Here is a 12,255-nt window from a genome sequence, read left to right as displayed (position 1 = left end):
GTTAATCGCCAGCCTTATTTAGAAGGATTTAACCATGCATACTGACGTTAATGCTTTATTTGCTGCCTTATGGCAAGACTATATTCAGATGACGCCGTCAGCGGCGAAAATTCATCAGCTATTAGGCCACGGTGCTCCCATCATCAATGACCATATTGCGTTGCGGACCTTTAATATCGCCAAGGTGAATTTAAACGTACTGGCCAAGCATTTCACTTCTCTTGGTTATGTCGACAGTGGTGATTATCAGTTTGTGCAGAAAAAGCTGATTGCCAAGCATTTTGAACATCCGGATCCTAAACAGCCAAAGGTGTTTATTTCTGAGCTGTTAGTTGAAGAGTTTAGCCCTGAGTTGCAAAAGACCATTCATGACTTAGTTGGCCAAGTGGATGTCGCAGCTACTACTGCAGATAATTTTATTTATTCTGGCTGTCATTGGGATCTAGATAAAGCGACATACCAAGCATTACTCGTTGAAAGTGAATATGCGGCGTGGGTTGCGGCATTAGGTTATCGTGCCAATCATTTTACGGTTTCAATTAATGATTTACCTGAGTTTGAGCGTATTGAAGATGTAAACCAAGCCTTAAAACAGGCTGGCTTTTTATTAAATAGCTCAGGCGGTGAAATTAAAGGGTCGCCAGAAGTGCTGCTAGAACAGTCTTCGACCATGGCCGATAAAGTGGTGGTGAAGTTTACCGATGGCGATGTTGAAATTCCAAGTTGTTTCTATGAATTCGCTCGCCGTTATCCGATGGATAATGGTCAGATTTATACTGGTTTTGTAGCGGCATCAGCCGACAAAATTTTTGAAAGTACCAATGCGATGTAATGTTCATCTATCGACAAAGAACCTAATTGAGTCATCAATTAGGTTTTTTTATGGGTATTGTTATTGATTAATCAAAATACTGACGCTCAGGCCTTTTAACGTTTCACTGCGACTAAATTGCAATACAAAACCGTATTGGTCACAAATCTCTTTAACGATAGATAAGCCTAATCCATGACCCATGGTGGCTTCATCTAATCGAGATCCTCTGGTGGTTAGTGAGGCCATTTGGGCTGGTTCTACGCCAATACCATCATCTTCTACTTGCAGTAATATTGCCTCTGAATCTGTGTAGCCAATACTGATGTTAACTTGGGTGTTTGCCCATTTAAAGGCATTGTCGAGCAAGTTGCCAAATAATTCCATGCCATCTTCGCGATGAATTGGAATACGACTTATCTGCTGCGGATTGACTATGGTGCATTGTATATATTGTTGGTGATGCACTCTATGTAGCGTTTGGATTAAGCTATCGAAATCTTTTGGAATGGCTAATTGTGCCGCGGGTAACATGTCCCCTGTTATGCGTGCCGCAGCCAATTTACGTTCAATCATTTTATGGACTAAATCCAATTGCTGCTGCATTGCCATCGCGGCATCGGGATGGCTGAGTCCGAGAGCTTCAACTTGTTGCTGCATCACCGCGAGTGGGGTTTTTAAGCCGTGACTTAAATTACCTAAGTTATTGCGACTACGTTCAATCTGTTTAGCCGTGTAGTCTAATAATTCATTATAGGTTTCGGCGAGTGGGCGGATCTCCGCTGGAATTTGTGAAATGGATAGCGAGGCAATCTCACCTTCGCGAAGCTTAGCCAGAGCACCTTGGATTTGATTCACCGGCTTAAAAGACTGGCGTAAAATAATAAAAATACCGGCGATCATCGCGAGTAACATGCCAATATTGATTGCCAATTTAGCGCCAAACACTTCACTGAAGACACTACGGCCGATACTGAGGTCTTGGGCGACAGTCAGTGTTGCGGTGTTGGGGCTGTTTGGCGCGCCTATGCCGATAGATAAGAGCTGCATATCATTATTTTTGGGCCCTTTAGCCTGCCAAACGCGTTTTTGTTGCGCTTGTAAGGGTTCAATGTGTAACTCTGCATCCCACAAGGACCGAGAGCGAATAGTTCGGTCGGGCAAATTTAATTGGAAGTAACGTCCTGAATAGGCGGGTCGATAGAAGCTGGATAATTGGCTTTGGTCGATAACTAACTCATCTTCATTGAGTTGAGTGGCGATAATAATATGTTCTAAATCTTCTTCTAGGCGGTTAATAATTGAGTCATGAAACGCATCTCGCAGCATCGACTCAAACAAAAATAAGCCTATGAGGGTGGCAATGATGATTAATCCACTGAGCCATAGACTTAATTTAAAACGAATTGAGATCATTCAATAATGCCATGAAAAATATAACCCTGGCCACGGCGGGTTTCGATAGCTGTTTTACCCAGTTTTTTACGTAAATGTGTCACGTAAACTTCAACGACGTTACTTTCTTTTTCATCATCAAACTGATAAAGCTTGTCTGTAAGCTGCTGCTTAGAAAGAAGTTTTTTTGGCGACATCAAAAAGATTTTGAGTAACCTAAACTCCATAGATGTCAGTTCATATTCTTGATCATCGACAGTAACTTTTTGTTCATTTTCGTCGAGGTTGACGCCGGCATAACATAATTGTTTGGATGATGAGTTTATCCGCCCATGAGCGCGATGAATTAACGCTTGAATGCGAGCGAGCAGTTCTTGGGTATGAAAGGGCTTACCTAAGTAATCATCAGCACCCGCATTAAAACCTTCAACCTTTTCGTGCCACTGACTGCGCGCTGTCAACATAATTACGGGGGTATTGATGCCACGTTCACGCCATTGAGTCACTAATGACAAACCATTTCCATCAGGTAAGCCTATGTCTAAAATGACACAGTCATAATTGGTTTCTTTCATCAAATAATCGGCTTCAATAGCTTTGTCTGTGACATCGGTAATATAACCTGCTTGCTTGAGTTGTTTTTCAAGCTCGGCAACGAGTAATGGGTTATCTTCAACGAGTAACAGTTTCATGTTTAGTACATTCGCTCGGTAATTGAGTCAATGAATCTTGCATGCCATTAGCTGCATCTAACTGCAGATTAACAACATGCCCTTGTTTTAGCTTAAATTGTAGATTATAGCGCAATTTATCTTGGTGTTGATAAAGCTGCGCGTCGATTAAGTGGCCATCACAATACTGCGATACCCAGGCTAAGTAATCATCTAATGAACGTATATTACCAGAAGAAACCAATTTTTGGACATTGTCGTGATCCAGAGGGAGTTCTTTTGCGGGAATATCTTGTTGGTTAATGGTGATGGCCATTAAGCTGCTCATTACTGTGGAGAACAAGCTATTCATGGTCGCTCCAAAATAAAAAAAAGTGGCGTTCAGAGTATGAACACCACTTTAAGTATCTTGGCTTAAATCAAGCTGAAGCCTAAATGATTAAGGCTTAAACATTTAGCCTTAGTCGTCGTTTTTAGCGAGTGCCATAAACCACGATTGTTTTACCGTGTGCTTGAATCAAATTTTGTTCTTCAAGCATTTTTAAAATTCGACCAACGGTTTCGCGTGAACAACCGACAATTTGACCAATCTCTTGGCGGGTGATCTTAATCTGCATGCCGTCAGGATGTGTCATTGCATCAGGTTGCTTAGCAAGATGTAATAATGTTTGTGCAATACGGCCAGCCACATCAAGGAAGGCTAAGTCGCCCACTTTTTGACTAGTGCTGTGTAAACGATATGCCATTTGCGCAGAAAGCTTCATGAGAATTTCAGGATTAACCTGAATGAGTTGCTTAAACTTCTTATAAGAAATTTCTGCAATTTCACATGCTTGCTTAGCACGAACCCAAGCAGTACGTTCAGATTGTTCTTCAAACAACCCAAGCTCACCGATAAAGTCGCCTTGATTAAGATAAGACAGGATCATTTCTTTACCTTCGTCATCTTTGATCAATACTGCGACCGAACCTTTGACGATGTAATATAAAGTGTCAGACTCTTCACCTGCGTGAATTAAAGTACTCTTTGCTGGGTACTTATGAATGTGACAATGTGAAAGAAACCATTCTAATGTTGGGTCAGGTTTTGGCTTACCAATCAGAGCCATATGATATTCCTCGATTGATTAAAAATGAAAGTAAGTAATGTCTAATTAAGCATTCTACGCTATTGAAACGGTGAAAACTTTGATAGAGATCGTATTTAGAAGTGTGGGTAGTGTATATTAACTTGTTAAATTTTAGATTAAATTTATCTCGTTTGTGATGACTGTCCACTTTTTTTGTGAATTAGTCTTCATCATCACTACGATTGGGTTACAGCCAATGGCATTTATCTATTGTATTAGAACTATGTCTTAGCTAATGTTATTTAATCAGCATCATTAATAGTTGTCGAGGTATGCGTGAAAAAACTGAGTCAAATCGGGGTTGTTATCTGTGTCGTTTTATTAAGTGGGTTAAGTTTGTCTGTAAAAGCGTTTGTGATCCCGCCCTCCATTCAGTCTCAGGCGGCGACTAAACTGGTTCATATTCAGATTAAAGCTAAACAGGGCAATGCTGATGCACAATTTTTATTGGGCTTAATGAACCTTTCAGGACGATTTGCTACTCAAGATACTCAACAAGGTTTGAATTGGATTAATCTTGCTGCTCTGCAGCAACACATAAAAGCACAACAAACATTAGCGGATTTAGCCTTTGAAGGTAAATTATTTCCGCGTGATTTAGCGCTTGCTGAAAAATGGTATCTGCAAATGGTTGAGCAAGGTGATAAATGGGCTCATTTTCGTTTAGGGTTTATTTATTCTGCTGGTGGCGATGGCGTGGTGCGTAATTGCGGTAAAGCAATGGAGCAGTTTAGTGTTGCGGGTGATGCTGTATCAATGGGCAATATTGCTTGGATATTAGCAACGTGCCCTGAAGCTGAATATCGAGATGGCTCGCGTGCGGTGTCGATGTCGTTAAAATTACTTGAGCATGATCAGAATGATCCGACTGTATTGGATAACCTTGCGGCTGCATATGCAGAACTCGGTGATTTTACTGCAGCGATTGATACGCAGAAAAAAGCCATTGATGCCTTGAAGGATTACCCGGAGATTGCGCGCAGCGATGAGTTTATTTTGCGCTTGAAACAGTACCAAAATAATCAAGCTTATCGAGAAATTATCCCGCTTATGTAATGCTCAGAGTGAGCAATGTGAGTCATTTACTATTATCAACCAATCAGTGTATTCACTTGTTTATCTGAAGGGATAATAGTTGATGTGGGTGCTTGAGCCGCGACGTTGTTTGGTTTCGTTAATGTGCTTAATGCACTAACAGAACAAAAAGGGGGATTAGCACTTTAAGCACATCAACTGCCGCTATTTCGCTTGAAATCACGATGTAACTATTCTAGCCACCATGACTTAAATCAAGCTTAATCGGGCTTGATATCATTTAGATTTTGTAACTCTATGCGTTTATCCATTAAGTCTTTAACCAATGGTGTCAAAATAAGCTCCATGGCCAATGACATTTTTCCACCGGGGACGACTAAAGTATTAATGCGGGACATAAATGAGCCTTGGATCATATTAAGATAATAAGGAAAATCAACATTATTTATGCCACGGAAACGGATCACCAGAAAGCTTTCGTCGAGACTCGGAATGTCTTTGGCGCTAAAAGGGTTAGAGGTATCAACCGTTGGCACTCGTTGAAAATTAATGTGGGTTCGCGAAAATTGCGGGGTCATATGTTTGATGTAATCATCCATGCTGCGGACAATCGAGCCCATCACTTTTTCACGGCTATGGCCCCTATCATTTGTGTCGCGGATAATCTTCTGGATCCACTCTAAATTGACAATGGGCACCATACCAATCAATAGATCAATATGTTTAGCCACATCGGCATCTTCAGTCACCACACCACCATGCAGTCCTTCGTAATACAGCATATCGGTATTTTCTGGTAACTCACGCCATTGGGTGAATGTGCCAGGCATTTGGTTGAACGGAACCGCTTCGTCAAATGTATGCAAGTAACTGCGTGTTTGGCCATTACCGGTGTTACCGTAACTGGTAAAGCATTCTTCGAGTTTTTTAAAGTTGTTTGCTTCGGGGCCAAAATAACTTAGATTACGATTTTCAGCCTGGGATTTTCGAATTAACACTTCCATTTCTGCACGGGTAAAATTATGAAAACTGTCACCCTCAACAAATGCAGCATTGATGCCTAGCTGTCTAAAAATATGAATAAAAGCGGTAGTTGTTGTGGTTGTGCCAGCACCAGATGAACCGGTTACAGCAATAATAGGGTGTTTTGCTGACATGTTATTTGCCTACGTAAAGTTGTGGACGAATGAAAATCAAGTCACTAGTTATACGGTAATTATCACCTTTGGGTCAATTATTCACCGGTGGCATATGATCAATTTGTCGTAGTTCTATCATTTAGTTATCACGATTCATGGGTAGATGACCGTGAAATATGTTCGCGTTGTCTGATGGCGATAGACTCGTCGTCTTCACTAAACTCGACAACTAATTCGCCTTTTTTCAGCGCTAGTTTACATTGTTCCATCGCACTTATTAATTGCTGCTCGCTAGCATCACTAAAGCTGCCATCTTCAAGTTGCGAAAACAGATATTCTTTTATCATACGTTGAAGTATTTCTTGAGGTAGTGTCAGTAGGGCTTCATAAGGCACAAGCATGGCGTATTTCCTATAAATGACTTAGCGAGGAAGAGGGGACATCGTGCTCGGTTATTGTGTCACCTGCAGATAGAATAAACTCGATGATACGATGCTCGAGATAAAAACGTGGTTTCCAAGGCCATCCCCCTTCAACAAATCCCACATGCCCACCAAACTCATGCAACTCGTATTCAACCATCGGCGACAATTGGTCTTGGTTTGGGATCACTTCATCGGTCATAAAGGGGTCATCTTTAGCGTGGATCACTAATGTGGGCTTAGTGATATGTTGTAAATAAGCAAGGCCGCTGGATTGCTGATAGTAATCATTGACGTCAGTGAAACCGTGTAATGGTGCGGTGACTTTATCGTCAAACAAATAAAAGGTATTCAGCATTTTGAGCTGCTTTTTAGTGATCGGCATTTGCTCGGTCAAATCTGCAGAGTTAATTTTGTCGAGCATTTTATCTTGTAAGCGTTTAATCAAAAAACGCTGATAAAGGGTTGAAAAGCCACTTTCTAGGCGTTTTGCACAGGCACTTAACGTGAGAGGGGCCGACACAACCACGGCACGTTCCAGTAAGCTATGTTGTTGTTTGCTACCTTGGTATTTGGCTAATACATTACCGCCCAGGCTGTAGCCGACAGCATACAGTGGCGAGTCTGGATAATAGTGTTTTAGTTGCTCAAGAGTGTAGGCTAAGTCGTTAACATCGCCACTATGATAGCTGCGGGCTAAGCGATTAGGCTCACCTGAACAGCCCCGATGATGGTGAACCAATGCAGACAGTTTGGCTTTTTTTGCTTCGATGAGCATTCTGCGTGCATAATGTGATTCTGTATTACCTTCAAGACCATGAATAATCACTAATATAGGCTCGCCATTTTGGGCTTGGCCAAGCCAATCTAAATCGATAAAATCGCCATCGGGTAATTCTTGTCGTTGCCTAAAGGTTGCAGGTCTGGCTACTTTAAAAAGCAATGGTAGAATCGTTTGAACATGCGGGCTAGCAGCCCACCAAGGCGGTGTGAATAACGTTTTCATAAAGGGAATATTTCTATAATAGTTTGTTAAAATTTAAACATGTGTTTAAATGTTACTCATGCCACTCTACCACATAAAAAATAGAGACAACAATAAACTCAAGGGGAAGTAAATGAAGCGGCGTACCTTTCTCACTGGAGCGTTTGCTGGAACTGCAGCATTGGCCCTAGGCGTTAATTTATATTTGCCAAATATCACTACTTCTTCGGATGATATCCATCACCGAGTATTGTTCAGTGTGTTGATCCCAGCTTTCTTAGATGGCGCATTACCCGAGGTACCCAGCCATCGAGAAATCGCGATGAATCGGACTTTGGATGCAATTTCACAATCAATTACCCATTTAGCGCCAGACCAACAACAAGAGTTGATGGAGTTATTGGAATTGCTTGAAGGACGTTTGGGCTTGTTGTTACTCAGTGGCAGTATGACACCGCTTTTAATGCGTGACCCCCAGCAATTGGTCGAAATGCTTGAGTTTTGGCGTTACAATTATTTGGATATGTTAAAAACCGCTTACGGCGGTTTACGTGAATTGATTATGGCCAGTTATTACGCCTGTCCAGAACATTGGGGCAACTTACGTTATGAAAAACCTACTTTTTTAGTTAATAACCTACAATAACTCTCTCGTGTAAGGAGCATCCCCTTGGCTATTATTGATCCGATTATCACTGGATTAAACGACGGTTGGCATCATATCGATGCCAGTCGCTTAGAGGTCGATCGCCATTTTGAAGCCGATGTTGTTATTGTTGGTACTGGTGCTGGTGGCGGTACGGCGGCAGAAATCTTAACGGAAGCGGGTTTAAAAGTGATCATGATTGAAGGCGGAGCGCTTAAGTCATCGACTCACTTTGATATGGAAGAACGTCACGCCTACCCCAATTTGTACCAACAAGCGGCCGCGATGAAAACTGCCGATAAAGGCATTGGTATATTTCAAGGTCGTACGGTGGGCGGGTCGACCACAGTGAATTGGACCACATCAATAAGAACACCTGAGCAAACATTAGCTTATTGGGAACAAGAGAAGTCGGTTAAAGGACTATCTTCGCAAGACTTACTCCCTTGGTTTGAAATGATGGAACAGCGACTTAATATTGAGCAATGGCAGTATGAGCCCAATCGTAACAATGGTGCATTACTTGAAGGTTGTGAAAAACTGGGCTGGGATTACACGGTTATCAAACGTAATGTCAAAGGTTGCTGGAATACGGGCTACTGTGGCATGGGTTGCCCTGTCAACGCGAAACAATCTATGTTGGTCACTACTATCCCCGCGGCGCTGGATAAAGGCGCTACGCTAATTTCACGCGCTAGGGTGATTAAGCTTGAGCATAAAGGCGATCAAGTTGTTGGGTTAACGGCACAAGCGTTAACAGAAGGCCTAAAGCCAACGTCAGTGCAAATCACCTTTAGTGCGAAACATTATATTTTAAGTGCGGGGGCTATTCATACTCCGACTATTTTAATGCGCTCTAATACGCCCGATCCCCATAAACAGTTAGGCAAAACTTTCTTACATCCTTCATTGTTATCGGGAGGGATTTTTGCGGAACAAATTAATGGTCACAGTGGTGCACCGCAATCTATCTATTCCGATGAATTTGTTTGGCGTGATGGCGCCGTGGGTGACGTTGGTTATAAATTGGAAGTTGCGCCTGTACACCCAGTATTGATCGCGTCAAAAACCATTGGTTATGGCGTTAGCCATGCACAGTTAATGGCTAATTTTAATCAAATGCAGGTCACCATTGCGCTTATTCGTGATGGTTTCAATCAGCAATGTCCTGGTGGACAGGTGAGGTTAACGGATACCAGTTTTGCATTAGATTATCCTTTAAACCAAGGATTTTGGGATGGTGCTCGTCGGGCATTTTTGTCGATGGCTGAGTTACAATTTGCTGCAGGTGCCAAAAAGGTGTTACCGATGCATGATGGTTTGTCATTTCTCAATTCGTGGAGTGAAGCAAAGCAGGTTATCAATAATGTCGATTTAGGCTTATTAAAAACCATAGTCGCATCGGCCCATGTGATGGGCGGTTGTGCAATGGGTGAAGATAAAGCCCTTGCAATGGTCGATGGTTTTGGTTATTCACACTATCTTGAAAATTTATCGGTGATGGACGGTTCGGTATTTCCAACCAGTTTAGGCGCTAACCCTCAGTTGTCTATTTATGGGCTTGTGGCTCGAAATGCGACGGCGTTGGCCCAAAAACTGACTCAAACTAGCTAGCTCAATTTATGTTGTATACCGCTATTGGGCGGTATATTACTTTGATATTGTCGTAGTTTGTCGATATTAGAGTCGATATTAGAGTCGAGATAACTCACTTTTATTCCAACGGTTATTAATATTTGGACTTCAGTTCGAGTAACGCCTTAACAATTTCATATTTTAAGGTTTTTTAGATCGTCAATTCAATTTTATCAATTGCTATAAGCCGGTTACCTACAGGATGTCGCGAATGTCGCGATCACATGGATGTGAAAGAGCAGCCTATAGTGCAAGCACTTCGGTGACACTTGGCAAGTCCTTCCCAGTAAACTTGGCCATGTCATCGACGGCCGCGTTACTCCGATATTTATGCTGCTTCGATTTTGCTTGATATTGTTTCGAATAACATAATTAAGTGCTTTTATTGTGGATCACCCGAAAAGATAGTGCTCGCTTTATACTGCCCAAAGGTGACCCTATTATGGCTAGCCAAGATCGTTGGCGAATACTCAACCACTGGTCTAGTCTTTAGTTACCTTTATTTTGCAGGTAATGAATGATGGCTAGACCAAGACAAACAATCGTGAGCTTAGAAGAGACACCTAATTATCATTGCTGCTCATGTGTTGTTCGTAAAGCGTTCTCGTGTGGCCTTGATGATGTGACTGATGAACACGTTGAGCATCGACGAGAGTGGGTTGATTCGCGGATCGTTAAACTAGCGACTATCTTTGCTATTGATATCTATGCTTGTGCACGCTTGTTAATACGCAAGAGTGTAACGCCTTTACTATTCGCCACAGTCATTTATAACTTACTCGGCTGTGGAAGTCCCAACGCTATTGCTAACGCAACAGATAATCCCGTGGTGCTATTAGACAGCTATTACAGCGACCTTTACGCATGGAATGATCAAGGTGGCCTGGAACAGACGCAACTCGGCCGAGGAATCAACCTTGGCAATTACCTAGAGGCTCCTGTCGAGGGCGAGTGGTCTGGTGGTCGCGTGCTGATTGAAGATGATTTACAAAGGATTGCCGCTGCCGGTTTTAAAACCGTGCGCATCCCGGTTCGCTGGTCCGCTCACGCCGATTTAACCTTCCCCTATGCCATTAATGATACATTTATGGCCCGCGTTAAAGAAGTGGTTGGCTGGGCCAACAATGCGCATCTAAAAGTTATCTTAAATGTGCATCACTATACAAAGATGATGCATGATCCAGAAAGTCAGCAAGCGGGACACATTCTTCGTTTACAGGGTATTTGGCAACAAATGAGTGAGCAATTTCCTCTCTCTGAATATGGCCATGATAATCTTATCTTTGAATTATTGAACGAGCCTAATAGCAGCATAGATCACAGTGATTGGAATAATATCATTGCACGATTATTGACGGTAATTTGGGGTGATATGGCAGCACAGCAAAATGATGGTACCACGCAGCGGACCGTAATGATTGGTTCGGCCAATTGGAGTCAGCCCGATGACTTAGCGAAATTGAGACTACCATCCTCGGTAAATGCGCGTAATACCATAATTACCATTCACTATTACAAGCCCTTTCATTTTACTCATCAAGGGGCTAAATGGGTTAATGGAGCAGACGATTGGATTGGCACTCGCTGGTTAGGCACACAAAGCGATCAGGCCCCCTTAATCGCTATGTTTGATCGAGTCACCCGTTGGAATGCGCACGCTAATCGCGGTTTTGAAATATTTATAGGTGAATTCGGCGTTTATTCGCGTAGCGTTGATCCCGATCAGCAAAAAGCCTGGACCGCTTTTATTGCGCGCGAGGCTGAAAAACGTAATATGAGCTGGGCATATTGGGAATACGCATCAGGATTTGGCGCATACGATGCTAATAAGGGCCAATGGCGACCAAAGCTAATCGAAGCTCTGATCCCAGTGCAATAATGTGTAAATGTATGTATTGAGTATTACCTGATGGTATTACTCAATACCATTAATCATGACCATTAATCATGCCACCAAGATTGTTGCTGCAAAAACCAAAGACCATGGTAATGATTATTGAAACCATCCATGTTACGAATTTGAAAATGGATGGTTTAGCTTTCCATCTACATATACGCCATTAGGCGATGGCCCAGGACCAGGACAAGGGGCATCGTTTGAATATCACGTTAGCGTTATAAATATAAAGAAGACGAAGAAGCGGTTAGAACTTCTCAAAAAAATCGAGCTGATTATCTAGTAGGTCAGAATGTAAGCGTTAATATCAAATCTACCGCGTCGAAAGAAAAGTTAAATACTTATTGAAGGTGAATTAAAATCAATGACCGACTCGAAAAATAAATAATGTCTAAATCTTAATTTTATGCAATGAAAGCTAACATTCTAAGTGGTCGCGAAGTCAATAAAGATAGGCCGCGCGAAGCCGCGTCCTTATCCAATGTGTTG

At 42.1% G+C, this 12,255-nt stretch carries 12 protein-coding genes; 5 read left to right on the top strand and 7 right to left on the bottom strand.

Annotation, left to right across the window (positions count from 1 at the left end; translation table 11 throughout):
• Window positions 1–34 precede the first annotated feature (34 nt).
• On the top strand, window positions 35–832 hold the full coding sequence (locus AAEZ00_RS08645) for a DUF1338 domain-containing protein (RefSeq protein WP_351076301.1): 798 nt from the start codon (window positions 35–37) through the stop codon (window positions 830–832).
• A gap of 60 nt (window positions 833–892) precedes the next feature.
• On the opposite strand, the gene AAEZ00_RS08640 is transcribed toward AAEZ00_RS08645, so the two are convergent.
• The 4 genes from AAEZ00_RS08640 to crp all read right to left on the bottom strand — a co-directional run bounded on the left by AAEZ00_RS08640 (window position 893) and on the right by crp (window position 3,986).
• Window positions 893–2,227: a sensor histidine kinase gene (locus AAEZ00_RS08640; protein ID WP_124012446.1), complete on the bottom strand. Its 1,335-nt coding sequence runs from the start codon at window positions 2,225–2,227 to the stop codon at window positions 893–895.
• The gene (locus AAEZ00_RS08635) at window positions 2,224–2,898 is read right to left on the bottom strand and encodes a response regulator transcription factor (RefSeq protein WP_101034176.1); all 675 of its coding nucleotides are present in this window, start codon (window positions 2,896–2,898) and stop codon (window positions 2,224–2,226) included. Before AAEZ00_RS08635 ends, AAEZ00_RS08640 begins: the two co-directional genes overlap by 4 nt.
• Window positions 2,879–3,229: a PepSY domain-containing protein gene (locus tag AAEZ00_RS08630; RefSeq protein WP_232772146.1), complete on the bottom strand. Its 351-nt coding sequence runs from the start codon at window positions 3,227–3,229 to the stop codon at window positions 2,879–2,881. The genes AAEZ00_RS08635 and AAEZ00_RS08630 overlap by 20 nt, the downstream gene beginning before the upstream one ends.
• A gap of 121 nt (window positions 3,230–3,350) precedes the next feature.
• Window positions 3,351–3,986: a cAMP-activated global transcriptional regulator CRP gene (crp, locus tag AAEZ00_RS08625; protein WP_101034178.1), complete on the bottom strand. Its 636-nt coding sequence runs from the start codon at window positions 3,984–3,986 to the stop codon at window positions 3,351–3,353.
• Between the two features lie 297 nt (window positions 3,987–4,283).
• On the opposite strand from crp, the gene AAEZ00_RS08620 reads away from it, so the two are divergent.
• Window positions 4,284–5,063 carry a tetratricopeptide repeat protein gene (locus AAEZ00_RS08620; RefSeq protein WP_101034179.1) on the top strand — a complete coding sequence of 260 codons (780 nt, stop codon included), beginning with the start codon at window positions 4,284–4,286 and terminating at the stop codon, window positions 5,061–5,063.
• A 239-nt stretch (window positions 5,064–5,302) separates the two neighbouring features.
• Here AAEZ00_RS08620 and AAEZ00_RS08615 read toward each other — a convergent pair whose 3' ends face one another.
• The 3 genes from AAEZ00_RS08615 to AAEZ00_RS08605 form a co-directional block, all read right to left on the bottom strand.
• Window positions 5,303–6,199, bottom strand: a complete 897-nt coding sequence (locus AAEZ00_RS08615) for a phosphoribulokinase (RefSeq protein ID WP_101034180.1) — start codon at window positions 6,197–6,199, stop codon at window positions 5,303–5,305.
• 128 nt (window positions 6,200–6,327) lie between these two features.
• Window positions 6,328–6,582, bottom strand: a complete 255-nt coding sequence (locus AAEZ00_RS08610) for a YheU family protein (protein WP_101034181.1) — start codon at window positions 6,580–6,582, stop codon at window positions 6,328–6,330.
• A gap of 10 nt (window positions 6,583–6,592) precedes the next feature.
• A complete protein-coding gene (locus AAEZ00_RS08605) occupies window positions 6,593–7,609 on the bottom strand; it encodes a hydrolase (RefSeq protein ID WP_124012445.1) in 1,017 nt (338 codons plus the stop codon).
• A 112-nt stretch (window positions 7,610–7,721) separates the two neighbouring features.
• Between AAEZ00_RS08605 and AAEZ00_RS08600 the strand changes: the two genes are divergently transcribed.
• The 3 genes from AAEZ00_RS08600 (at window position 7,722) to AAEZ00_RS08590 (ending at window position 11,748) form a co-directional block, all read left to right on the top strand.
• On the top strand, window positions 7,722–8,234 hold the full coding sequence (locus AAEZ00_RS08600; RefSeq protein ID WP_124012444.1) for a TAT leader-containing periplasmic protein: 513 nt from the start codon (window positions 7,722–7,724) through the stop codon (window positions 8,232–8,234).
• A gap of 24 nt (window positions 8,235–8,258) precedes the next feature.
• Window positions 8,259–9,848, top strand: coding sequence for a GMC family oxidoreductase (locus AAEZ00_RS08595; RefSeq protein WP_101034184.1), 1,590 nt, complete (start codon window positions 8,259–8,261; stop codon window positions 9,846–9,848).
• A gap of 538 nt (window positions 9,849–10,386) precedes the next feature.
• Window positions 10,387–11,748: a glycoside hydrolase family 5 protein gene (locus AAEZ00_RS08590; protein ID WP_124012443.1), complete on the top strand. Its 1,362-nt coding sequence runs from the start codon at window positions 10,387–10,389 to the stop codon at window positions 11,746–11,748.
• Window positions 11,749–12,255: the final 507 nt, after the last annotated feature.

The sequence above is a fragment of the Shewanella sp. S1-49-MNA-CIBAN-0167 genome, assembly GCF_040310145.1.
In the GTDB taxonomy this organism is placed as follows: domain Bacteria; phylum Pseudomonadota; class Gammaproteobacteria; order Enterobacterales; family Shewanellaceae; genus Shewanella; species Shewanella psychromarinicola.
The sequence above is the reverse complement of the archived record's forward strand: the minus strand, read 5'-3'. Positions and strand labels throughout refer to the sequence as shown.